Annotated in this window: 20 protein-coding genes; 8 read left to right on the top strand and 12 right to left on the bottom strand. The window is 70.0% G+C overall.

Annotated elements, in window-relative coordinates; genetic code table 11:
• The first annotated feature begins 140 nt into the window (after positions 1-140).
• Positions 141-500 carry a response regulator gene (locus tag D7Y04_RS03005; RefSeq protein WP_120594668.1) on the top strand — a complete coding sequence of 120 codons (360 nt, stop codon included), beginning with the start codon at positions 141-143 and terminating at the stop codon, positions 498-500.
• A 23-nt stretch (positions 501-523) separates the two neighbouring features.
• Complete coding sequence (locus D7Y04_RS03000) at positions 524-1,270, top strand: endonuclease/exonuclease/phosphatase family protein (protein ID WP_121758241.1); 747 nt, start codon at positions 524-526, stop codon at positions 1,268-1,270.
• Here the strand turns inward: D7Y04_RS03000 and D7Y04_RS02995 are convergent.
• The 7 genes from D7Y04_RS02995 to D7Y04_RS02965 all read right to left on the bottom strand — a co-directional run bounded on the left by D7Y04_RS02995 (position 1,246) and on the right by D7Y04_RS02965 (position 7,667).
• Positions 1,246-2,049: an acyl-CoA thioesterase II gene (locus D7Y04_RS02995; protein WP_121759259.1), complete on the bottom strand. Its 804-nt coding sequence runs from the start codon at positions 2,047-2,049 to the stop codon at positions 1,246-1,248. The two genes, D7Y04_RS03000 and D7Y04_RS02995, sit on opposite strands and share 25 nt — an antisense overlap.
• A gap of 62 nt (positions 2,050-2,111) precedes the next feature.
• Positions 2,112-3,332, bottom strand: a complete 1,221-nt coding sequence (locus tag D7Y04_RS45435; protein WP_233601253.1) for a hypothetical protein — start codon at positions 3,330-3,332, stop codon at positions 2,112-2,114.
• Positions 3,333-3,345: 13 nt separating this feature from the next.
• Positions 3,346-4,950: a TIM44-like domain-containing protein gene (locus D7Y04_RS02985; RefSeq protein WP_121758240.1), complete on the bottom strand. Its 1,605-nt coding sequence runs from the start codon at positions 4,948-4,950 to the stop codon at positions 3,346-3,348.
• A complete protein-coding gene (locus D7Y04_RS02980; RefSeq protein WP_121758239.1) occupies positions 4,947-5,576 on the bottom strand; it encodes a hypothetical protein in 630 nt (209 codons plus the stop codon). The genes D7Y04_RS02985 and D7Y04_RS02980 overlap by 4 nt, the downstream gene beginning before the upstream one ends.
• Before the next feature lie 38 nt (positions 5,577-5,614).
• Positions 5,615-6,295, bottom strand: coding sequence for a uracil-DNA glycosylase (locus tag D7Y04_RS02975; RefSeq protein WP_120594663.1), 681 nt, complete (start codon positions 6,293-6,295; stop codon positions 5,615-5,617).
• Between the two features lie 56 nt (positions 6,296-6,351).
• Positions 6,352-6,918 (bottom strand): hypothetical protein, encoded by a 567-nt coding sequence (locus D7Y04_RS02970; protein WP_121758238.1) that lies wholly within the window; start codon positions 6,916-6,918, stop codon positions 6,352-6,354.
• Positions 6,915-7,667, bottom strand: coding sequence for a hypothetical protein (locus tag D7Y04_RS02965; RefSeq protein WP_121758237.1), 753 nt, complete (start codon positions 7,665-7,667; stop codon positions 6,915-6,917). The genes D7Y04_RS02970 and D7Y04_RS02965 overlap by 4 nt, the downstream gene beginning before the upstream one ends.
• 143 nt (positions 7,668-7,810) lie before the next feature.
• Between D7Y04_RS02965 and D7Y04_RS02960 the strand changes: the two genes are divergently transcribed.
• The 5 genes from D7Y04_RS02960 to D7Y04_RS02945 all read left to right on the top strand — a co-directional run bounded on the left by D7Y04_RS02960 (position 7,811) and on the right by D7Y04_RS02945 (position 14,804).
• Positions 7,811-9,535, top strand: a complete 1,725-nt coding sequence (locus tag D7Y04_RS02960; protein ID WP_121758236.1) for a CpaF family protein — start codon at positions 7,811-7,813, stop codon at positions 9,533-9,535.
• A 190-nt stretch (positions 9,536-9,725) separates the two neighbouring features.
• Positions 9,726-10,694: a hypothetical protein gene (locus D7Y04_RS02955; RefSeq protein ID WP_147477025.1), complete on the top strand. Its 969-nt coding sequence runs from the start codon at positions 9,726-9,728 to the stop codon at positions 10,692-10,694.
• 14 nt (positions 10,695-10,708) lie between these two features.
• Positions 10,709-12,460, top strand: a complete 1,752-nt coding sequence (locus D7Y04_RS43935) for a hypothetical protein (protein ID WP_147477024.1) — start codon at positions 10,709-10,711, stop codon at positions 12,458-12,460.
• 140 nt (positions 12,461-12,600) lie between these two features.
• A complete protein-coding gene (locus D7Y04_RS02950; RefSeq protein WP_121759257.1) occupies positions 12,601-14,313 on the top strand; it encodes a serine/threonine-protein kinase in 1,713 nt (570 codons plus the stop codon).
• 8 nt (positions 14,314-14,321) lie between these two features.
• Positions 14,322-14,804, top strand: a complete 483-nt coding sequence (locus tag D7Y04_RS02945; RefSeq protein ID WP_120593920.1) for a hypothetical protein — start codon at positions 14,322-14,324, stop codon at positions 14,802-14,804.
• A gap of 7 nt (positions 14,805-14,811) precedes the next feature.
• Here D7Y04_RS02945 and D7Y04_RS02940 read toward each other — a convergent pair whose 3' ends face one another.
• Positions 14,812-15,573: a transglycosylase domain-containing protein gene (locus D7Y04_RS02940; RefSeq protein WP_216669207.1), complete on the bottom strand. Its 762-nt coding sequence runs from the start codon at positions 15,571-15,573 to the stop codon at positions 14,812-14,814.
• 79 nt (positions 15,574-15,652) lie between these two features.
• On the opposite strand from D7Y04_RS02940, the gene D7Y04_RS02935 reads away from it, so the two are divergent.
• Entirely contained in the window at positions 15,653-16,345 is a 693-nt protein-coding gene (locus D7Y04_RS02935) for an NAD-binding oxidoreductase (protein WP_120593918.1), read from the top strand.
• Here the strand turns inward: D7Y04_RS02935 and D7Y04_RS02930 are convergent.
• From D7Y04_RS02930 to D7Y04_RS02915, 4 genes are all read right to left on the bottom strand, one after another.
• Positions 16,339-17,979, bottom strand: coding sequence for a WD40 repeat domain-containing protein (locus tag D7Y04_RS02930; RefSeq protein WP_121758234.1), 1,641 nt, complete (start codon positions 17,977-17,979; stop codon positions 16,339-16,341). The genes D7Y04_RS02935 and D7Y04_RS02930 overlap by 7 nt on opposite strands.
• Positions 17,976-20,120: a penicillin-binding protein activator gene (locus D7Y04_RS02925; protein WP_233601252.1), complete on the bottom strand. Its 2,145-nt coding sequence runs from the start codon at positions 20,118-20,120 to the stop codon at positions 17,976-17,978. Before D7Y04_RS02925 ends, D7Y04_RS02930 begins: the two co-directional genes overlap by 4 nt.
• 188 nt (positions 20,121-20,308) lie before the next feature.
• Positions 20,309-21,430: a molecular chaperone DnaJ gene (gene dnaJ, locus D7Y04_RS02920; RefSeq protein WP_120593915.1), complete on the bottom strand. Its 1,122-nt coding sequence runs from the start codon at positions 21,428-21,430 to the stop codon at positions 20,309-20,311.
• Positions 21,431-21,557: 127 nt separating this feature from the next.
• A complete protein-coding gene (locus D7Y04_RS02915) occupies positions 21,558-21,998 on the bottom strand; it encodes a hypothetical protein (protein ID WP_120593914.1) in 441 nt (146 codons plus the stop codon).
• Positions 21,999-22,010 lie beyond the last annotated feature (12 nt).

The following is a 22,010-nucleotide window of genomic DNA, read 5'->3' as shown; positions in this document are numbered from 1 at the left end:
GCCCGCAGAGCGCCCACACCCTCCGACGTGGGTGGACCCGACCCCGGCAACTTGCACCGTGGGGGTGTGGCGCGCGGACGCGCGGGCTCGGATACACTCGTGCGCATCGCGCGCGCCGCTCAGGCGCTGGAGGAGCGCCCATGCCAACCGTGCTGGTCATCGACGATGACCTCTTCGTGCTCGCGACCGTGGGAGACACCCTGCGAGACGCGGGCTACACGGTGCTCACGGTGCAGTCCCCCGCCGAGGCCTTCCACCTGGACCTCACCGGCATCGCCGCCATCCTGTGCGACTACAACATGCCGGACATGAACGGCTCCGACGTGCTCGTCGCCATGCGCGAGCTGCAGGAGTGCCGCGCGCCGTTCATCTTCCTCACCGGCCACTCAGACCTGGATGACCTGCTGCCCGTGGCCATCCGCTACGGCGCGGAGCTGCTGCCCAAGCCGGTGGACCCCGCGGAGCTGACGCGGCTGTTGCGCAAGCAGATCGCCGCCTGAGCCGTTCCGAGTTCGTCGGGCCCGTGCGACTCAAGGTCCTCACCCTGAACGTGGCGCACGGTGCACCGTTCGCCGTGCCCATGCCCTTCCTGCGCGGGCGGTCCGCGCTGCTGGGCACGCTGGACCGGGTGGCGGCGCTGCTCGCGCGTGAAGGCGCGGACGTGGTGGCGTTGCAGGAGGCGGACCGGTCCAGCCTCTTCAGCGGACGGGTGGATCAGGTGGCCCGCATCGCGGAGCAGGCCGGGTATCCGCACGTGCATCACGGCGTGCACTCCGGCGTTCCGGGACTGTTCGCGCAGGGCACCGCGCTGCTGAGCCGGCATCCGCTGGAGTCCCGAGACACGGCGCACTTCGGGCGCGACCGGCGCGTGGACAAGGGCTACGTCGTGGCCACGCTCGCCGGGGAGCAGGGGCCGGAGGTCGTGTCCCTGCACCTGGATCCGTTCTCCGCGGCGGTGCGGCGGAGGCAGGTGGAGCAGCTCATCCACGCCCTGCGCCAGCGGCCAGAGCGGCCTCGCGTGGTGATGGGCGACTTCAACGCGGAGGACGTGGACGGTCCCGTGGCCCGCCTGTGCGCGGAGCTGGGACTGCACACGCTCTCCGAAGGCGAGCCCACGTATCCCGTTCCGCACGCGCGTCAGCGCCTGGACCAGGTGCTCATCTCCCACGCCCTGCGCTTCACCCGCTACGAGCGCCTGCCCGACGCCGTCTCCGACCACCACGCCGTGGTGGCCGAGCTGACGCTTCAGCCGAGCACGGCGACGAGCTGACGGCACTGCGCGAGCAGCGTGCCGTCCTCCGCCCAGAGGAGCTGGGTCTCCTCCGTGTAGCCCTCCGCGGCCTGGCGCGAGCGGCCGGTGCGCAGGTAGTGCGCGTCCGGCGCGATGCCCTTCACCGGGAACGGCTGGAAGAACTGCACGCTGAAGTCCACCGACGCCGCAGCGCGGAAGCCGTCCAGACGTGACAGCACGGACGGCGGATACGCATCCATCAACCCCACGCAAAGCGCCGAGTCCAGCGCCGTGGGAACGCGAGGCCGCAGCCACCCGCCGACCTCCGCCTCGGGCCCACCCGAGTACGGCGCCGAGCCCACGCAGTAGCGGTACTCGAAGAAGCGGCAGAAGTCCGGCATGGGCACGTCGTCGGGGACGGGCGTGAGCGTCCCGGGCGCGGGTACGTTCGGCATGACGAAGTCCATGTATTCGGGAGCCCCACCGCGAGCGGCGCCGAAGGTCGCCGTGGCGACGGCCACCACGACTCCGCCGCTCTCCACTCGCGCGGTGGAGTGGGTGACGAACTTGCCGGCGCGCTCGATGCGCGTGTGCAGGTCCGCCACGCCCTCCACCGCGGGCGAGCAGAAGTGCACGGTGAACGAGCGCACCTGCCGTTGGGGGTCGTTCAGCTGGTGCTCCATCGCGCGAAGCACCTGCCCCGCCACCACGCCGCCGTACGCACCCCGGCCCTGATACCAGGGCGCCTCGTAGCGCGAGCGGTAGTGCCCGGGTTCCAGCGGTTCAACGAGGGTGGCGACGAGGAAGGGCGCGGTCATGATGCACCGCATCCTAGTGTTCCCGGCGTGGATGTCCCGGGGAGATGCGGGCCCCTCTGGCGCTACTCGCCGACGAGTTCACGCAGCGTGGTGCCCTGCTGGATTGGCACCCAGCTGAAGACGCCCTTGCTCAAGCGGGGGTACAGGCTTCCGGGCTCCGCCAGGTAGAGGGAGCTGAAGACCTCAGCGCCGGGACGCTTCTCCGTGGTGGAGACGAGCGTCTCCTGCCCCTTCCCGTCGCTGTCGGAGAAGACGACCGTGACGACCGCCAGCCCCGACGGTGGTTCCATGTCGCCGTCATGGACGGTGACGCCGTCGCGCGGCTTGGGGACAAGCCAGCTCACGGGGAGATCCACTTCGAACCGGTCGGGAGCGGTCCACCGGATGGAGGGAAGCGCCTTGTCCTTGCGGCCGGGAGGCTGGAACCACGTGGCGACGGGCTTGCCGTCGGCGGTGCGCGCCACGCCCAGTTGCACCGCGCGCTTGGAGTCCACGTCCGGTTCGCGCCACCACAGCTCCAGGTGATCCGCGCCGAGGATGGCCTTCGCGCTGGCATCCGCCGCGGGCACCGGCTGGTCGTCGAGGAGCGTCGCGATGAGCGTCACCGTGGTGCCCTTGCGCAGCCACTGCACCTTCAGGCCCGCATCCGCGTCACCGCTCCAGTTCTTCTTCCCCCAGCTCACCCAGACCGGCGCGGGCGGCGCGGGTTCCTGCGTGCCGGAGGCGAGCATCGAGGCGGACCGGTTCGGGACAGGGTCCTCGGTCTGCGACTCGGAGTATTCGTAGGACGAGAGCTCCGTCCGCTGGGAGACCAGGTCCATGCTCCACGCGTGGTACCGGTCACCGGTTTCGCCACCCACCAGCAGGGGCCCCTTGTTGTCGAACAGCAGGGACACCGCCCCCACGTAGCCCGTCAGGCCATTGCCGCGGAGGCGGAGGGAGCTCGGCCGGCCCTTCGTCTTCGGTGACGGCGCGCTGGGACAATCGACGTGATCAATCGGGCCCAGCCCTCCACCGCGCATGGCGAAGCGCTCGCCGGTGGCCAGCCCCACCAGGATGACGGGCGTCGTGGTCCCGGGCCCATCTGCATCCTTGAAGTCGTAACAGACGACATCGTCCTCCTTGCCGTCCCCATCCAGGTCGAGCTGGAAGCGTTCGCGGACGACGGCCTTCTCCGCCTTCACGCGCGCATCGAACCAATCTCCAAAGGACTGCGGAGCCGAGGCGGCCGGAGTGGCCGTGACGAGGAGACCGAGCAACGAAAACCAGTGGGGCGTGTGCATGAAGGACCGTGGCTCAGCCCTGGTACGACTCGTCCTGTTCGATGCGGCTGAGCACCCAGTCGAACTCGCCGGACGTCACGCGCGCCTGGCAGTGCGTGCAGTGGCCCGCCATGTTGATGGACAGCGGGGCGCCGCACGATGGGCAATTCTTCTGCGTGGAGGGCTTGCCCCGCACGCCCCGGCCGCGGATGAGCGTCCAGTACTCACTGTAGGCGCGCTCGCGGGAACGGCTGCCACCCACGACCTGCTTGTCCCGGTCCCGCACCGTGTAGTCCAGGCTGGACGCGTACACGCGCAGGGTGACGGCGTCGAAGTACTCATCCCGCGTCACGCGCGCGAGCACGATGTTCGTGATGTGCGCGTTCTCCGTGATGTTGCGCAGGCCCGCTTCACGGTAGGCGTTGATCCAGTACAGCTGCGTCTGGAACAGGTTGTCGCTGAGGAAGGGCCGCATGCCCTTCCATTCGCGCGCGGCCCACGCGGTCTGCATCTCGTGGAAGATGAACTCCAGGCGCTTGCGCAGCGCCAGCGGCGTCGCCTCCGGGTCGTCATGCAGCAGCGCGTTCAGCCGCTCCTGCGAGCGCGAGTCCTTGATGGTGGGCAGCTCCGTGCCCTGCTCCTCCGTGGTGCCGGTGAGCTGGGGCCCGCGCTGCTCGCGCTCCTGCGACGACACGCGCGTCACCACCCAGTCGAACTCGCCGGTGTTCACCACCGTGTCGCAGTACGAGCATTTGTGACCGTGCACGGACTCCAGCGCCGCGCCGCAGTTCGGGCACTTGAAGGCGCGCACGTCCTCGGGCGGGCGGGACTTCGCGGACGCGTCACGCTCCAGCAGCCACTCCTCCGCGACGTACCAGCTCTGCTCGGAGCCGGAGGAGACCTCCGTGTAATTGGCCTCGAAGCGCAGGACGACGCGGACGCGCTGGCTGTTCGCGCTGATGCCCTCCACGGACTCGTACGTGACGGCGCCCACCACCACGGCCTTCACCGCGTCCGGAGTGCCCAGTTCGTGGAGCGAGTCGATGGCGCCGTCGGACAGCCAGCCCCCCAGTGTGTCCAGGCGGCCGCCGCCGCGCGCCTCGTGCACGCGGGCGAAGAGCGAATAGACGAAGTCCTCGAAGAGGACGATGGAGAACTCCGGGTCCATCGGATGCACCGACCCGTCCGAACCCTTGGGCCCCACGCGGGCCAGGCGCGCGAGCTTCGTGCGCAGCGAGCCCTGGCGCTGGGGCGGCGGAGGCGCATGGGGCGCGGTGGTGCTCCAGTCCCTCTGCCCCGCGCCCAGCTTCATGTTCATGACGACGATGGCCACCACGCCCATGACGACGATGAGCAGGCAGAAGCCCCCGAACGCTCCGCCTCCACCCGAGGACGACGAGCTACTGGAGCTGTAGTGGGGGCCGGAGCTGTAAGAGGACCGGCTGCTGGAGCTGGACGAACTGCGGCTGCTCGACGAGCTCCGGCTGCTCGATGAGCTGCGGCTGCTCGACGAACTGCGGCTGGAGCCTCGATAGGAGCTGCCACCACCGGGGCGCGCGTCGGCGTCCGGGATGGAGGCGAGGCCCAGCCCGAGGAACAGCGCGACCGCGAGAAGGAGGACGGAGTGGGAGCGCCTCACGCGACGGCTCCGGGCATGTCCGGCAGTTCGTTCACGTCATCCTCCAGGCGGGGCAGCACGCGCGAAAGCGGTGCCTGGATGCGGCGCAGGGCCTGGAGGAAGGGCTCGGGCGCGGTGGACGCGGCCAGAGCGGCGGACAGCTGCGTGAGCGCGTCCTGCCACTCGGCGCCCATGAGCGAGGTGTCCACGCCGTAGTCGGTGACGACCTCCACGCGCCGCTCGAAGAGGGAGATGAACACCAGGATGCCGGTGCGGCGCGACGTGTGCGAAACGCCCAGCTCCGTGAAGGCGGCCTTCGCGGCGGTGCGCACGGAGTCCTCCTGGAGCTTGCGCGGGGTGAGCGCGCGGCGCAGCGACGGCAGCAGGCGACCGCCCATCACGCCCGCGGCGTAGGCCAGGAGCACGACGGGCGGGAAGGCGAAGAGGTGGACCTCCTGCGGGATGAACAGGAGGACCAACAGCATGACGAAGGCGACGGCCGCGCCCAGCCGTGCATCGGTGTGGGCGTAGTCGCCGGAGGAGCGGCGCACGGACACCACGACCTCCGCGGCGGTCTGGGACTCAATGGCCGCGACGGCTTCAGCGGCCAGGGTGCGTGCGGCGTCTTCAAGGAAGGTCGTGGCCATCGTGGGCGGGCACTATAGCCAACCCACGCGACACGCTCCTATGAGGGCAGCTGCCAGTCGATGGTGTGCTGGCCGTGCTTCTTCAGCGCGGCGTTGGTGGTGCTGTAGGGCTTGCTGCCGAAGAAACCCTTGCTGGCGGACAGCGGCGAGGGGTGCACGCCCTCCAGGACGACGTGGCGCTTCTCGTCGATGAGGGCCTTCTTCTTCTGCGCGGGCTTGCCCCAGAGGAGGAAGACGACCGGGTCCGCCTTGGCGCTGACGGCGCGGATGACGGCGTCGGTGAAGGGTTCCCAGCCGTGCTTCGCGTGGCTGTTGGGGGAGGCCTGGCGCACGGTGAGCACGGTGTTGAGCAGGAACACGCCCTGCTTCGCCCAAGGGATGAGCGACCCGTCGCGAGGCTTCGGCGCGCCCACGTCGCTCTGGAGCTCCTTGAACATGTTCACGAGCGACGGCGGGGACGGCACACCCGGCTGGACGGAGAAGGCGAGTCCATGAGCCTGACCCGGGCCGTGGTAGGGGTCCTGGCCCAGCAGCAGCACGCGCACGTCCGCGTAGGGCGTGAAGCGGAACGCGGAGAACACGTCCTCCTCCGATGGGAACACGGTCTGTTCCTGGCGTTCCTTGCGCACGAACTTCTCCAGCTCCGTGAACGACGGAGCATGGATGGCGTCATGCAGTACTTTCTTCCAGTCCTCGGGCAACCCATCGGCCAGGCTCATTGCGTCCCTCCGTGGGCCGTACCCTAGACCAGCGCGCGCGTTCTGAGGGGGCCCGCTTAGGGATTGGGGCTCCCGGCGTCCAGCCATTGGGCTGGAAACGAGGGCTGCTGTTGGCCCCAGGAGGTGTCTCCCACGGGGATGGACGGGTCCGAAGGGCCGGTGGGCACGCCCGCATCGGAGCCGCCAGGGACACGTGGTCCCTCTGGCTCGCCATCGTGGAGCCGCCGCAGGATGCGTCCGTCCGACAGTCGAACCGCGTACGTGACACCGCCATCCAGCAGCAGCCCGCCGGGTTCACAGGCACGCGGGTCCAGGTCCATGCGGATGAAGACAATGTCCCCTTCACGGAGGAGCCTGAAGCGATGGGCCTCCCTCCTGCTCCAACAGGACCGTCCCTCCTGCTGACGAGGAAGGAAGTCATCGGCCGCCACGACCATGGCCCGAAGCAGATTCCCATCCAGCGAGTACGGCTGCCCCCGAGCCCCGATGCTCAGCGATTCGCGCGCGAACATCTCCGGGAAGACGATGGAGCGGTCCTCCGACGCCAGCGAATCGGACGGACTCGCCTCGCGTCGCATGCACCCGAAGCACAAGACCGCACCCACGAGCAGCAGCCGCTTCATGGTCCCGCCCCTTTCAGGCAGGGGCCCTGGAGTTTCTGGAGGGTGAAGTCCAATGCGTCCGCATCGTGCCATGTGACGCGCCCCGTCTGCTCGCATTGCCATCCCGCCGATGCGGTGCGTGTCCACTTCAGCAACTGACCCGTGAGGGGAATGTACTGGTGGAAGCCATCACACGACGCGGGCTCCATCGCATTGGAGAAGAACGCGACGATGGAGAGCCTCACTCGTCCGCCCTTCGTTTCGGTCTCGAAGCCATGCACCCGGCCCTCGGAGACGATGAAGCGCAGGTCATTCGAGGACAGCGCACTGCCATAGGGATGGTTGTGGAGGGCGTAGATGTAGCGAATCGAGTCGGCGGGATACCGCGCATCCGCGACCTTGGAGGGCAGCAGGCAACTCTTGCTCCGCTGAGCGGGATCGACCTTCGACTGGTCGGTGAGCCGGCTGACGGCGTACTGATGCTCCGGCGTGTAGTACAGCCATGCGCAGTACTCGCTGGAGACGCGCCAGTGGGTGCTGAAGCTGGGATGATCCGGGCGACCCGCGCTGGCGTGGGGCTTCGAGAGAATCTTTCCACACGCGGCCAGGAGCGCATCCGAGGCCGACTCGAACGGCCCCAGCAGGGGACCCGGGATTTCCTCCAGGAAGGCAGCCCCGGGCTCTGGCCGCACGAGGTCCGGGTCGAGCACGGCGGAGGACGCGCAGCCCCCAAGCCAGCACACCAGGCAGCACCACCAGGGACCGCGCATGGGCTGACACCCCTTCCTCGGGAACGGAGGGCGGATGACCACCTCCGGCCGGCATCGTGCCGGAACGCCACACCGGAAAGCGAGCAGGCACTCAAGGCGGGAGCTTGGGGCCCGGGCCGGAGCGCGCTAGCCTTGCTCCCGCCATGACGATGTACACCGAGTCGCTCCGCGCCTTCCTCAAGCCCGTCCTCCTCTACCTGGACGACGAGTCGGTGTCGGAAATCATGATCAACGGCCCCACCGACGTGTGGATCGAACGCAAGGGCCGGTTGATCAAGACGGATGCCTCCTTCTCCGAAGAAGGTCTGATCGGCGCCGCGCGCAACATGGCCCAGTTCGTGGGCCGTCCCCTGACCGAGGAGCGCCCCCGCCTGGACGCGCGCCTGCCCGACGGCAGCCGCATCCACGTGGTGATTCCGCCCATCGCGCGCAACGGCACCACGATTTCCATCCGCAAGTTCTTCAAGGACAAGCTGACCATCGACTCGCTGTTGAAGTTCAAGTCGCTGACCAAGCCCATGGCGCGCCTCATCGAGGCCGGCATCGCCACCAAGCTCAACATGCTGGTGGCCGGCGGCACGGGCTCCGGAAAGACGACGCTGCTCAACATCGTCTCGTCCCTCATCCCGGACGAGGAGCGCATCCTCACCATCGAGGACTCCGCCGAGCTCCAGCTCAACCAGTCCCACATCGTGGCCTTTGAATCCCGCCCCGCCGACAAGTTCGGCAAGGGCGCCGTGGACATGGGAGACCTGCTGCACTCCGCGCTGCGTCTGCGCCCCGACCGCATCGTGGTCGGCGAGGTGCGCGGCGGCGAGGCCTTCCACCTCATGCAGGCCATGAACACCGGCCACGGCGGCTCGCTGGCCACCACGCACGCGAACACGCCCACGGACACGCTGCGCCGCATCGAGTCCCTGTGCCTCATGTCGTCCGTGGAGCTGCCCATGGTCGCCGTGCGCGCCCAGGTGGCCAGCGCCATCAACTTCGTCATCTGCTGCGAGCGCCTCCACGACGGCAGCCGCAAGACGATTGCCCTGTCGGAGGTGCTGCCCCTCAACGAGAAGGGCGAGTACCGCACCCAGGACATCTTCGTCTTCACGCCCGTCGCCAAGGACGAGCACGAGAACATCCTGGGCTACCATGCGCCCACCGGCATCATCCCCAACTTCATCCAGAAGGCGCGCGCGTACGGCTTCGACGACCTGGACGACGCCTTCTTCGACCCCGCCACCTACGGCGTGCCGCCCCCGCCCAGCTTCCAGGTGGGCGAGGCGTACACCCTGCGCTGGGCCCCCTCGCTGAAGCACCGCGAGCAGGGACTGCCGGACCCCGCGCACTTCAAGGAGGACTGGGCGAAGTTCGAGCAGGTGCTCCGCAACGCGGCCCCGGACGGCCCCGTCGCTGGCCCCAAGCCGGCGGCGACCCCGCCCAAGCCCGCCGCCGCGCCTCCGGCCCCGCCGCCCGCGAAGGCCGCGCCGGCGCTGCGTCCCTCGACGCCGCCGCGCCCGCCGCCTCCGCAGGACGACGACAAGACGCCGCCGCCCACACGCAACCCGTTCGCGGAGCAGGAGGACACCCGCTCCACGCCGCCCTCCGAGCCGCTGGTGCAGGTGTCCGAGGACCTGCTCGCGGAGGCCCCGCCCGCGCGCAACACGCCGCCGCCGCGCCGCCCGCCGCCCGCCCCCGCGCGTCCCGGCACCCCGCCGGCCAACACGCTGCGCGCGGGTGCCACGCCCATGCGCCGTCCGCCGGGCCCCCCCCCGCCGCCCTCGGATGAGGACGAGGACGACGACCGGCCGAAGACGGAGCTGAACACGTCGGAGAAGACGCAGATCCGCCCGGCGCCGGATCGTACGCGCCGGTAGCCGCCAAAAGGCGCGGGGGGACCCTGGACCCAGTCCGGGCGTCCCCGGCCACGGCGACGTGAAACGTCCACGCGGGGAGCCCGGCGCCGGACACCGGCGTCGCCCCCGGGTGGGTGGGGCCCTGTCCCACCACGCGGGTCTGCGAATCCTGACCTTGCGAGGAGGACGGGTCAGGGGAGAAAGTGCTCCCGTGTTGATCCCCTTCCTCGCCGCGCTCACCCTGGTGGTCGCCCAGGCGCCCGCACCCGCATCCTCCGCGAAACCCGTCACCGTCTTGCTGGCGCCCACGGACGTGACGCGGGGAACGCCGCGCTACCTCGTTGGAACCGCCCAGGAGCACGTGGCCGAGCAGCTCAAGGCCCGCGGCCTGGAGGTGATCCGCGTGGAGGACGTGACGCGCACGCTTCCGAAGAAGAAGCGCACGGCGATGATGCGCTGCAACCGCACGCAACCGTCCTGCATCGCGTCGCTGGGCCTGGCGGCGAAGACGGACGTGGTGATGGTGACGGAGATTGGCCCGTACCTGAACGCGTACAAGGCGGGCGTGCGCGTGTACACGGCGCAGGATGGCGCGCCGCTGGTCGAGCAGTCGGTCCCTGGCGTGAGCGAGGACCAGGTGCTGGACGCGCTCAACAAGTCGCTGGACGTGGTGGTGCCGCGCACGCTGCGGGTGCTGCGTCCGGAGCCGGTGGCGCCGCCGGTGACGCCTCCCGTGGCGCAGCAGACGCCCAACGTGACGCCGGGCGTGAAGCAGCCGCTGCCGGGGCCGGACCTGACGCCGGGAGTGCAGCCGCCCACCGAGCTGGGACTGACGGACACGCCGACGGTGGAGACGCCGGGACGCCGCAAGTGGGCCTGGGTGCCCGCGGCGGGTGGCGTGGTGCTCGCGGGTGTGGGGACGGTGTTCTTCGTGCAGTCGCGGAGCAAGCTCAGCGACCTGAACAACAACGAGTATCCGAACCTGCAGGACGCGGAGAAGCTGCGCGACTCCGGCAAGCGTTCGCAGACGATTGGCGCGGTGGGTATCGGCGTGGGCGCGGCGGCCATCGCGGCGGGCGCGCTGATGTACTTCCTGCCGGTGCAGCAGACGAACGTTCAGCCGTCCGTGACGCTCACGCCCCAGGGCGGTGGTCTGAGCTTCGCTGGGACGTGGCAGTGAGCACGGGGAAAGCCATGCGAAACCTCTGGAAGGTCGGCGCGCTGGGCGCGGTGTTCGGTGCGGTGCTCAGCGTGGGCGGTTGCAGCAACTTCGACGCGGCCTTTGAAAACTGTCAGGGCGAGGGCCGCTGCGGACCGCAGGCGAGCGGGGACGGTGGCGCGGACGCGGGTGACTCCGGTGACGCCGGTGACGCGGGCGACGGCGGCTATGACTGCATCCCCACTGCCGACCCCGACTACCCCGACCTGACCGGCTTCGACAACGACTGCGACGGCATCGACGGTGTCGCGGACGCGGGCTACTTCGTGGATCCGGAGGGCGGCAAGGACATCGACAACAACGGTACCCGGACACAACCGTTCAAGACCCTGGCCCGAGCCCTCCAGGAGATCCGCGACGGCGGCACGGGGCGCAACATCGTGTACCTGGGTACCGGTACGTACACCGAGGCAGCGCCCGTGGTGGACATGCCCGTTTCGCTCTACGGCGGATACACGTGGCGCGGAAACGAATTCTGGGATCGGTTCAAGGATGGCGGTGGCACGACGTTCTTCGACGGCGGTGCACTGGCGTTTGCCGTCACGAATGTCACGGATGGAGTCGTCCTTCTCGATGCACTGCACATCGCATCCGCGAAGGGGGCCGCCGATAACGGCGCATCCATCGCGCTCAAGGTCCTCAACAGCACGGACGTCCAACTCCGTGGAACCACTCTTGAAGCGGGAATGGGTGGGCCAGGAACGGACGGGGTGCCAGGGACATCGGGTGCGGATGGCGGACCCGGCACCCAAGGTGAAGACGGCCTTGCCCAGAAGGGCGGAAACCCCATGGTCGGCGGGACCAATACCTGCTCGCCAGGGGGAGAGCGGACAGGGGGGACCAGTGGCCCGGGGTTGACCCGAGGTGACGGACTCCCGGGAGAAAGTGGGGCCCCCTCGCCCGAGGGCGGAGATGGTGGTGCGGGCGGGCCGAGGGGCGTTGTCGTCTGCCCCGAGGACGGGGGCCCTTGCGCCTGCAACGTGTCGAATGGCTCGGGGGGTGCCGCTGGCGCGGTGCCGGCGGGGGCAGGAGCTGCGGGGCTTCCCGGGCAGTCGTCGCTGGGCCAGTTGGATGCGCTCACCGGGCTCTGGTCCCTCAGCGGAGGTGAAGGCGGGCAGCCGGGCAAGGTGGGCTTCGCAGGAGGTGGTGGAGGTGGCGGAGGCGGCGGAGGCGCCTGCGGGACCAGCAGTGTGCCGGTGGCATCCACCGCGGGCGCGGCCTCTGGTGGCGGCGGTGGCGCGGGAGGGTGTGGCGGCGGGCCAGGAAGTGGCGGCAACGGGGGTGGAGCGTCTATCGCGCTCACACTGATCAACTCACGCATGACTCTGGAAGGCGGTGCTCGTCTTCAGGCGGGGACCGGCGGTACGGGAGGGCGCGGACGTGCAGGAGGCCCTGGAGGCGTGGGCGGAGACGGTGCGGCAGGCGGTTTTGGCACCGCCACGAACTACCGGGTAGGTACGGGCCCACTCATCACTGTCTACAGTGGTAACGGCGGCGGTGGAGGTAGAGGTGGAAACGGAAGCCCTGGAGGCGCGGGTGCAGGAGGAGCGGGAGGTCCGTCCGTCGGCGTTTGGTGCGTGGGGAGTGCCGAGCTCGGTTTGAGCGCATCCTCGGTGGAAGCTGCGGCAGGTGGTGTGGGTGGACCCAGTGAAGGTGGCCAGGCAGGCCCCACCGGGCTTTCTCAAACCTTCGTCGACTGCACCGTCGTCGACGCCGGAACGCCCTGACCCACCACATCGCCCGCTGTGTGACACCAGCGGGTGAGAAAACGCGACCCGGGGGCAGGTGCTTGTTTGCTTGCCCGGCGTGTCCCGGGCCCTGACTTCGCTTCCCGGGATTTCACCTGTTACGCTCCCCCGTGGTGGAGATGTCATCCGAGTTGATCTGCGAAACCTGCGGCCTCACCGTTCCGTCCGAGACGGCGGTGTGCCCTCGCGATGGCACCGTCGTGCTGTCGTCGTTCCATCCGACTCCACCGGAACCGAAGGTCATCGTGGAGCACCCCGGTACTGAAGCCACCGCCATCACCGACCCCCTCATCGGCCTGAAGCTGGGCGAGTACGAGCTGCGCTCGCGCATTGGCGTGGGCGGCATGGGGCTCGTCTACGACGGCATCCAGCCCCTCATCGGCAAGCGCGTCGCCGTGAAGGTGCTGCGCCCTGAACTGGCGCACTCGTCCGAACAGGTGGCCCGCCTCCTCGCGGAGGCCCGCGCCGTCAACGCCATCCGCCACCGCGGCATCATCGACATCTTCGGCTTCGGCCAGCTCCCGGACGGTCGCCAGTACATCGTCATGGAGTACCTGGATGGCCAGCCGCTGGACGCCATCCTCGCGGAGAAGGGCCGCCTCCCCGTCCCGGAGGCCCTGTCCCTCCTGGATGAAGTGCTCGCCGCCCTGGGCGCCGCGCACGGTGCGGGCGTGGTGCACCGCGACCTGAAGCCCAGCAACATCTTCCTCGTGCGCCAGCCGGACGGCACGCGCTACGTGAAGCTGCTGGACTTCGGTCTCGCCAAGCGCGGCGAAGGGCCCACCGTCCGCACCGCGCAGACGCGCACCGACATGGTCGTCGGCACTCCGGAGTACATGGCGCCCGAGCAGGCCCGCGGCCAGTCCGTGGGACCCATGACGGACCTGTACGCCATGGGCGTCGTCACCTTCGAAATCATCACCGGCCGGCTGCCTTTCATCGGCAGCTCCCCGGTGGACCTGCTGATGAAGCACGTGGAGGCGCGCCCTCCCCGGCCGTCGGAGTTCGTCCCCGACCTGCCGCCCGCGGTGGACGCCTTCATCCTGCAGATGCTCACCAAGGACCCGGAGACGCGCCCCGGCTCCGCGGATGCCCTGCGTCAGCACCTGTCCAAGCTGCGCCGCACCCTGCGGGCCACGCGCACCAACCCCACCGCGCCCGCTCCCGTCGAGCCCGCGCAGCCCAAGCCCGCCGCCGCGGTCGTCGTCAGCGACGCGGACGCGCGCCGCCCCACCACCCAGGTGCCTCCGCCGGTCCCGCCGGACGACCTGATGGTGCCGCAGGAAGAGACGACCTCCCTGCGCCGCTTCGTCCCCATCGCCGTGGGCGCGGCCGTGCTGTTCGCCGCCGTGGGCGTGGTCATCGCCACGCGCGGGGGGAGCGAGGCGCCTCCGCCGGTCGTCGCCGTCGCCACTCCGCCGCCTCCCGCCCCGAAGGTGGAACCCACGCCGCCCCCTCCCGCGCCCGAGGTCGTCGCCGCGCCCGTGCAGGAGCCCGCTCCCGTGCCTGTCGTCGAGGAGCCCCCTGCGGCGAAACCGGTGCCGCCCACCGTCAAGGCCGTGGCCGTGAAGACCGTCCGCGACGTCTCGGCGCCCAAGCGCACGGAGTCCTCGAGCGAGTCCGCCGTGAAGAACCTGATCCTCGACACCGTGAAGCAGGTCGAGAACAGCCCCCTGTACGCCGACAACAAGGTCCACAAGGGGCTCACCCAGCAGGCCGCCCTCAACTACCTGGACAAGCAGATCAAGCGGCTGGAGAACGCGGACGACTCGGCGGGCCGCGCGGATATCCTCAGCGAGCTCCGCGGCTGGAAGCAGCAGTACCTCAAGTAGCCCACGCCATGACCGCGTCCCCAGGTCCTGCGCTGCTCGCGGTGGACCTGGGCCTGCGCTGCGGGCTCGCGCGCTTCGGCGCGGACGGGCGGCTTCAGTGGTACCGCTCGCAGAACCTCGGCACGCACGCACGGCTCAAGCGCGCGGTGCCCGCCGTGCTCCAGGACGCGTCTCCGCTCACGTGGCTCGTGCTGGAAGGCGGTGGCCCCATCGCGGATGTCTGGGAGCGCGAGGCCCTGCGCCGCGCCCTGCCCGTGCTTCGCGTGGCCGCGGAGGACTGGCGCCACCGGCTGCTCTACGCACGGGAGCAGCGCAGCGGCTCGCTGGCCAAGGACGCCGCGGACACGCTCGCGCGGCGGGTCATCGACTGGTCCCACGCGCCCCGCCCCACCTCGCTGCGCCACGACGCCGCGGAGGCCATCCTGCTGGGCCTGTGGGGCGCGCTGGAGGTGGGCTGGCTTCCGCAGGTGCCCGCGGAAGTCCGGCGCTGAATGCCCGCTACTTCACCGACACGCACGCCACCGGCTGCGCGATGGCGTTGCGCGCGCGCTCCTCGCTCACCAGCGCGTAGCCCGCCAGGTCCTGCAACAGCATGTCGCGGTTCTGCCGGATGAGGCCCGCGTTCTTGCACGCCTTGATGTCGCCGTAATACCCGTACGGCGGCAGCGCGAGCTGCAGCTCCGCCAGCTCCGACAACTGGAGCTCTCCCAGCTCGCGTTGGAAGAGCTTGCGGGACGCGTCCTCCACGCCGACGACGCCGCGCTCGAAGCGGATGATGGACAGGTCGTACGCGACGAGCTGATCCTTCTGGAAGAAGGCGTGCAGCCGGTGCGCGGCCACGGACAGCTGCAGGTCCCCCTCGATGCCCATCGACCGCGCGATGCGCATGGCCAGCCGCCGCTCGCAGGCCCCGTCCCCCGGAGGCGCCGTGCCCAACGTCACGCCAGCGAACAGGCGCCACGCCCACGCGCGCCCATCCTCGCGCGGCGTCTGGAAGTAGGTGGGGCACTCCATCTGGCGGATGTAGAGCGCCACCAGATCCTTGGGCATCCGCGAGAAGTCCGGCCGCGCGAACGTCACCGCCGAGCGGTCCCGGATGCCCTGGTCCATCCGGCCGGCCAGGATGCTCATCCGGTCGCCCTCGATGCGATGGCGCAGCTGGCTCTCGACGTCGAACTCGCTCTCCAGCCGCGGCAGCTTGCTGGCCGTGTAGAGGTACGTGATCGGAATCACCACGCCGGCCAGGCCGACGAAGAACATGAACAGCCAGAACACAGTCTTCACGGGTACGACTCTAGCAGGGCAGGCACGCGCCAGGAGGACGGGTTAGAAAGTCCCCATGAGCGACTGGCACACAGCCACCGTCACCGCCCGCACCCCCGCGGCGGATGGCCTCACCGATTGGGTGCTCGACATCGGCGGGACGCCGCTCGTGGGCTCGCACGCCCATCCGGGCCAGTACGTGCAGCTGCGCATTCCCGGTGAGCAGCCGGGCATGTTCGCCATCGCCTCGCCGCCCGCCCCCAACGGCACGCGGTGGGAGTTCCTCCTCAAGGACGAAGGCACGCTGCCGTCCGCGCTCCTGCACCTGCCCCTGGGCGCGCACGTGGAGGTGACGCGTCCCGCGGGCCACGGCTTCCCCATGGAGAAGGCGCGCGGCCGCGACCTGCTGCTGTTCGCCAGCGGCTCCGGCATCTCCGCCATCCGCCCCGTCATCGCCGCCGTGCGACAGGAGCGCGGCGCGTATGGCCGGGTGACGCTGTACTTCGGCGCGCGCACGGCGGGCGGCTTCGCGTACCAGCACGAACTGCAGCAGTGGCTGGAGGACGGCGTGCGTGTGCTGTGCACCGTGAGCCGCCCCGGCGCCAGCGGCTGGCAGGGCCTCACCGGCTACGTGCAGGCCCACCTGGGCGAGGAGCCGCTGGAACACGCCATCGCGTTCGTGTGCGGCCCCTCGGACATGGTGCAGGACGTGATGGCCCAGTTGGCCCAGCGCGGCGTTCCGCGCAGCGCCGTGTTCCTCAACTACTGAGCCGCGCGCGTCTCGACCGAGGGGGACGCGTAGCGCACGCCCACCACCACCGCCGCCGGGTCGCTCTCCTGGCTGCCGGTGGCCTTCTGCGGCGTCCACGCGGCCACGCCCAGTTGATGCCCCTCTGGCGAAAAGCGCACGCGCCGCACGGACCAGCCGAACTCCAGCTCACCCGCTGCTTCCGGCGCGCCCTCGGCGAAGAGATACACGCGCCGGTCCCACCCGCCCGACGCCAGCGAGCGCCCATCCGGCGCGATGGCCGCGGTGGACACCACGCCGTGGTGCAGCTCCCACTTGCGCAGCACCTGACCGGAGGCCGCGTCCACCAGCGCGCCCGCGTTCCACGGGCCCTGGGGCTCCTGGATGCCCTTGCGCTCGCGCTCGTACACCGTGCGGTTGCGCTCCGCCTTCTCCTGGCTGAAGGCCACGCCCAGCCGCTTTCCCCGCGCGTCCACGGTGACGTCGTTGACGTGCGCCGGGAAGGTGAAGTCCAGCCGAGGCGTGAGCGTCCGCGCCATCGCCGTGCTCGCCCCTTCCGGAGCGCCGCCCTTGAGCGTGAGCACCGCCTCCGCCGTCGTCTCGTCGAAGACCGTGTCCACGCGCTCGGCGAAGGGCGCGCCCAGCACGCCCTGGCTGCCCTGCGGCACGCACGCGTCACACACCGCCACGTCCACGCCCGGCAACGTCAGCTGCTTGAAGCGCAGCGTGCGTCCACGCGACAGCCGCGCCACGGTGTTGCCCAGCGCGCCCGGCACGGTGACGGTGTCCTTCAGGAACGCCACGTCGATGCCAGACGCCGTGGCCGCCGCCGTGGTGAGCACCACCACCGGCGTGCGCGAGTCCAGCGCCAGCACCACCGGCGGCCCGCTGTCCACGCGGCCCTGCACCGCCGCGAAGCCGCCGCGCCGCTCGAAGTGCGTGCGCGCCACGTCCGGCTTCAGCACCTGCTCCGGCGTGTCCGACGCGCGCACGTGCCCGTCCCAGCCGCCCGAGTACAGCGTCCCGTCCGCCGCGAACGCCAGCGCGCTCACCGGCCCCACGTGCAGCCGCGACTCCGCGCCGAACGACAGCTCCGGCACGGACAGCAGGGACACCAGGCCCTGCGCGCTGCCCACCGCCAGCCACTTGCCGTCTGGATGGAAGGCCACCGACACCAGCGGCTCCTCCGTGGCGAGCGCCACCACCTGCGAGCCCGTCGCCGCGTCGAAGAGCTGCACCGCGCCGCTGCGGCTCACCGTGGCCACGCGCGAGCCGTCCGGCGAGAACGTCACGCCCTCCAGGTCGTACTGCTGGACGTTGACCGAGGGATCCGCGCGCATCACCGGCGCGCGGGCGTCACCGGGCTTCGCCGCGGCGGGCGACAGGTCCCAGATGGAGACGTGGTACGCCTTGTCCCCCAGGCGCGTGTACGCCACGCGCTGGCCGCGCGGCGCGAAGTCCAGCGCCCAGATGAAGTCCTTGCGGTTGAGGACGGTGGGCTCCGCGTCGAAGCCCTCCACCGCGCCGGAGAGGAAGCCTCCGGGCGTGGACTCCAACCGGCCCTGCGTGTCCGGCGCCAGGCCCACGGCCGTGTGCGCGCAGCCCGTGAGCGTCAGCACGCCCGCGAGGACGAAGCCCCCGGTGCGCTGTCTCATGAACCCGACCCGCGGACGGCGGCCTTCTCCTTGTCCACGTTGATCTCGTTCACGCCCTTGTTGTCCACGGACAGCAGGAACAGCTGCTTGTCCGCTTCACGCTTGTCGTTGAACGAGGTGCGGCCGGTGGCGCCATCGAAGTCCTTCAGCCCCGCCAGGGCCTCGCGCATCGCCGCGCGCGTGTTGGGCCGCTGCTTGTCCAGCACCTGCCGCACCATGCGCGCCGAGTCGTAACCGATGGCCTCCAGCAGGCCCGGGTCGCGGCCCGTCTCGCGGTATGCCTCGCGGTAGCCCTTCACGAACTTCTGCGTGGCCGGCCGCTGCGAGTCCACGAAGAAGCCGTCCACGTACACCGAGCAGGTGACGAACTTGCCGCCGCGCTCCAGGAGCTCCGGCAGACCCGAGCGGCCCTTGGGGCTGGACCACTGGTTGGTGCCGAAGAGCGTGACGGTCTTCAGGTCCTTCTTGCCCGTCGTCTTGCGGATGCGCTCCAGGTCGCGCGGGTCGCACGCGTTGGTGACGATGTCCTCCACCGCGAGCGCGGGCGTCACCAGGCTCACCCGGCGCCAGTCGTCCGGGATGAAGAGGCCCTCGAAGTCGATGATGGGCTCCACGCCGCTCTTCGCCTTCTCCATGGCCTTGCGGCGGCGGTACGCGTCCGTGATCTTCTCCCCCTGCACGTCGCGCACGGCCTCCGCCCAGTCGCCGCGGTCCTCCAGGTAGTAGCGGCCCACCAGGCGCTTCGCTTCACCGGTGAACGTGGTCTGGTCGTAGGAGTACGACTCCGCGCCGCGCACCACGCCGCCGCGCGACACCACGTCGTCCCAGAACTCGTTCGCCAGCTCCACACCGTAGGGGATGTTCGGGTAGAGCACCGCGAAGCGCTTGTAGCCCTTCACGTTCATCGCGTAGTCAGCGATGGCGCGCGCCTGCGCGGAGTTCGTCAGCATGTTGCGGAAGACGTACGGACCAATGTCCGTGATGCCCTCCTGACGGCTGAGCGTCAGCAGCGGCACCTGGAGTTCCTCCGCCAGCAGCGCCGCGCGCTTGGTGTCGTCCACCAGCAGCGGGCCCAGGGCCGCGATGGCTCCGTCGTCGAACGCGAGCTGCTCCATCGCAGTGCCCGTCTTGTTGACGTCGCCCTGCGTGTCCTTCACCACCAGCTCGATGTCGCTGCCCTGCAGGCCCAGCTTCACGCCGCGCAGCACCGCCTCGCCGATGGGCTGGTAGCGGCCCGACATGGGCAGCAGCACCGCCACGGTGCGCGGACGCACCTCCACGCGGCGGGTGGCGCGCGCGAGCAGCTCCTTGGCCTGCGGCGCGAAGGTGCTGTTGGGCGCATCTCGCAGGAACGTCTGGAGCGTCTCCTCCAGGCGGGACCAGTCACGCAGGTGGTAGTAGATGCGCGCCAGCTTGAACTGGAGCACCGGCCACGCGGGGTTGGACGGGGACAGCCCCTCCTGCACGCGGGCGATGTCGAGGAAGCTGGCGCGGCCCTCCACCAGCTGCTCCACCTTCTTCACCGCGGCGGCCTTCTCCTCCGCCGTCTGCGCGTCGCCCGCCTCCTTCACCGCGGAGGACAGCGCCTGCGTGTAAAGGCCCGCGCCTTCCGCCGCGCGCGCGGCCTCCCTCAGCAGCTGCTCCTTCTCCGCGCCCTCCGCGCGCTCCGCCAGGCTGGTGAGCGTCTGGTACGCGTCGCGGTAGGCGCCCACCTCCATGGCGGAGACGGCCAGCTTGTGCTTGGCGTCGTCGGCCTGGGCGTAGAGGGGGTTCTCGAAGAGCAGCTCGTTGAAGCTCTTGCGCGCGTTCGCGTAGTCCCTCGCCTCGAAGTAGAGGACGCCCGCGTTGTAGAGCGCGTCCTGGCCGGCGGTGGTGGCGGGGTACGCCTTGCGCACGGACAGGTAGGCCTCCGCAGCCTGCTTCTTGTCCGGGTTCGACTGCGCCTGGGTGCGGGCCTGCGCGAGCGCGGCGTTCGCGGTGGCGTCCTGCTTCACCTCCACGCGCGGGCGATCGGGCTGGGTGGAGTCGCCCCCGGAGGTGTCGTCCCGGCTGTCAGTGCGGGAAGGCGTCTTGGGGCAGGCGGTCAACGTCAGGGCCAGCGCGGCGACAAGCGCGCGGCGCGATGCGGAGAGGACTTCCATGGCGAGGTGCATAGCAGCGCGGGTGCGGCTCCGTCGACACTTGAGCGGGGGGAAGATTCCCCTGAAACGTCCGCTTCAATGCACCGCGCATGCCCGCGTGCGTTACCGAGGAGAAACCCCTGCCCTCCCCCGCTTCGTGCGGCCCCGGAGCCACGCCACCGCGTGGCTCCGGCCGCACGCTTGGCCACCTAGCCGAAGAGTTCCTTCACCTTGTCGAAGAAGGTCTTCGACTGGGGATGGGTCTCCTCGCCGGACACCTCCGCGAAGCGCTCCAGCAGCTCGCGCTGCTTGGAGGACAGCTCCGTGGGCGTTTCGATGATGACGCGCACGTGCTGATCCCCGCGCTGCTGGCTGTGCAGATGCGGGATGCCCTTGCCGCGCAGTCGGAAGACCTTGCCGGACTGGGTCCCCTGCGGAATGGTCATCTTCACCTTGCCGTCCAGCGTGGGCACGTCGATCTTCGCGCCCAGCGCCGCCTGCGTGAAGGACACCGGCACCTCGCAGAAGACCTCGTACTCCTCGCGCTGGAAAAGCGGGTGCTCGCGCACGATGACCGTCACGTACAGGTCGCCCGGGGGCGCGCCCCGGTCTCCCGGCTCACCCATGCCGGACAACCGCACGCGCGTGCCGTTGTCCACGCCGCCCGGGATGGCGACCTCGATGACCTCTTCCGACGGCGTCTTTCCGGAGCCCCGGCACTTCGCGCACGGATCCGGAATGGTGGCGCCGGAACCGCCGCAGTCACCGCACGGACGGGACACCGCGAAGAAGCCCTGCGAGTAGCGCAGCTCTCCGCTGCCGCCGCACGCCGCGCACTGCCGGGGCGCCGCGCCGCTCTTGCTGCCGGAGCCGGAGCAGGTCTCGCACTTCTTCGGACGCGGGATGGTCACCTTCGGGCGGCAGCCGAACGCCGCCTCCTCGAAGCTGATCTCCAGGTTGTAGCGCAGGTCCGCGCCCCGGCTCTGACGCTGCCGGCCACGCCCGCCGCCACCCCCGAAGATGTCGCCGAAAATCTCTCCGAAGATGTCGTTGATGTTGACGCCCTGGAAGCCGCCGCCCGCGTCCCCGAAGGGATTGCCCGCGTGTCCGAAACGGTCGTACTTCGTGCGCCTGTCTGGATCGCTCAGGACCTCGTAGGCCTCCGAGGCTTCCTTGAACTTCTCCTCGGCCTCGTGGTTCCCGGGGTTGCGGTCCGGGTGGTACTGCAACGCGACCTTCCGGAACGCGCTTTTCAGGTCCTGCGCCGTAACGCTCTTCTGGACGCCGAGGACCTCGTAGTAGTCGCGCTTCTGCCCTGCGGCCCCTGCCATTGAATCGAACCCCTGGAATTTGCTGGCGTTTTCAAGCTGCGTAGAGAATCGGAGTCACTATAACGCAGCGAAACACGCCAGCAATCCAGGCCGGAGTCCAACCCTGTGGGAAGCAGGGGTTTGCGCGCTACACGGTCCAGACGCGGTTGACCGTCAGCTCCATGCGGGCGAGCCGGCGCTTGAGGGCCGGATCCACGGGGCCGTTCACGGACCACTTGGGGACCACGAAGTGCAGCTCCGCGTTGTAGAGCTTCGCGGCGCTCGCCAGCAGGCTCCAGCGGTTCTCCGCCGTCGGATCATCCACCATGCCCGGGGTGACGATCTCCAGGATGATGGGTGTGCGGGCGGAGTCGGACTGGCGACAGGTGAAGTCCGGCCGGTGGTCCTCGATGGTTCCGGAGAGCACGGGCGGCGGCATGAAGCCAGGGAGCCGGGCTTTGATGTCCGAGTAACCAATGGTCCGGAAGTACTCGGCCATCAGCCAGAGCAGACGGCGGCGCTCTTCGTCATCCACGACCGACTCGCAGCCGGGATTGAACAGGACTTCTTTCTCAGTGTTGGTTTCCATGGCGCATCTCAA

Origin of the sequence: Corallococcus sp. AB038B, from assembly GCF_003668955.1 — a bacterium.
GTDB lineage: Bacteria > Myxococcota > Myxococcia > Myxococcales > Myxococcaceae > Corallococcus > Corallococcus exiguus.
Note: the sequence above shows the minus strand (reverse complement) of the source record. Positions and strands in the feature narration are given on the sequence as shown.

Bases quoted from the DNA above. Each gene is read 5' to 3' on its own strand.
- D7Y04_RS43935 (WP_147477024.1), top strand. From the start codon at position 10,709: ATGCGAAACCTCTGGAAGGTCGGCGCGCTGGGCGCGGTGTTCGGTGCG.
- D7Y04_RS02965 (WP_121758237.1), bottom strand. From the start codon at position 7,667: ATGCGCGGTCCCTGGTGGTGCTGCCTGGTGTGCTGGCTTGGGGGCTGC.
- D7Y04_RS45435 (WP_233601253.1), bottom strand. From the start codon at position 3,332: ATGCACACGCCCCACTGGTTTTCGTTGCTCGGTCTCCTCGTCACGGCC.
- D7Y04_RS02970 (WP_121758238.1), bottom strand. From the start codon at position 6,918: ATGAAGCGGCTGCTGCTCGTGGGTGCGGTCTTGTGCTTCGGGTGCATG.
- D7Y04_RS02935 (WP_120593918.1), top strand. From the start codon at position 15,653: ATGAGCGACTGGCACACAGCCACCGTCACCGCCCGCACCCCCGCGGCG.
- D7Y04_RS03005 (WP_120594668.1), top strand. From the start codon at position 141: ATGCCAACCGTGCTGGTCATCGACGATGACCTCTTCGTGCTCGCGACC.
- D7Y04_RS02980 (WP_121758239.1), bottom strand. From the start codon at position 5,576: ATGGCCACGACCTTCCTTGAAGACGCCGCACGCACCCTGGCCGCTGAA.
- D7Y04_RS02960 (WP_121758236.1), top strand. From the start codon at position 7,811: ATGACGATGTACACCGAGTCGCTCCGCGCCTTCCTCAAGCCCGTCCTC.
- D7Y04_RS02930 (WP_121758234.1), bottom strand. From the start codon at position 17,979: ATGAGACAGCGCACCGGGGGCTTCGTCCTCGCGGGCGTGCTGACGCTC.
- D7Y04_RS02925 (WP_233601252.1), bottom strand. From the start codon at position 20,120: ATGGAAGTCCTCTCCGCATCGCGCCGCGCGCTTGTCGCCGCGCTGGCC.
- D7Y04_RS02915 (WP_120593914.1), bottom strand. From the start codon at position 21,998: ATGGAAACCAACACTGAGAAAGAAGTCCTGTTCAATCCCGGCTGCGAG.
- D7Y04_RS02995 (WP_121759259.1), bottom strand. From the start codon at position 2,049: ATGACCGCGCCCTTCCTCGTCGCCACCCTCGTTGAACCGCTGGAACCC.
- D7Y04_RS02975 (WP_120594663.1), bottom strand. From the start codon at position 6,295: ATGAGCCTGGCCGATGGGTTGCCCGAGGACTGGAAGAAAGTACTGCAT.
- dnaJ (WP_120593915.1), bottom strand. From the start codon at position 21,430: ATGGCAGGGGCCGCAGGGCAGAAGCGCGACTACTACGAGGTCCTCGGC.
- D7Y04_RS02940 (WP_216669207.1), bottom strand. From the start codon at position 15,573: ATGTTCTTCGTCGGCCTGGCCGGCGTGGTGATTCCGATCACGTACCTC.
- D7Y04_RS02950 (WP_121759257.1), top strand. From the start codon at position 12,601: ATGTCATCCGAGTTGATCTGCGAAACCTGCGGCCTCACCGTTCCGTCC.
- D7Y04_RS02945 (WP_120593920.1), top strand. From the start codon at position 14,322: ATGACCGCGTCCCCAGGTCCTGCGCTGCTCGCGGTGGACCTGGGCCTG.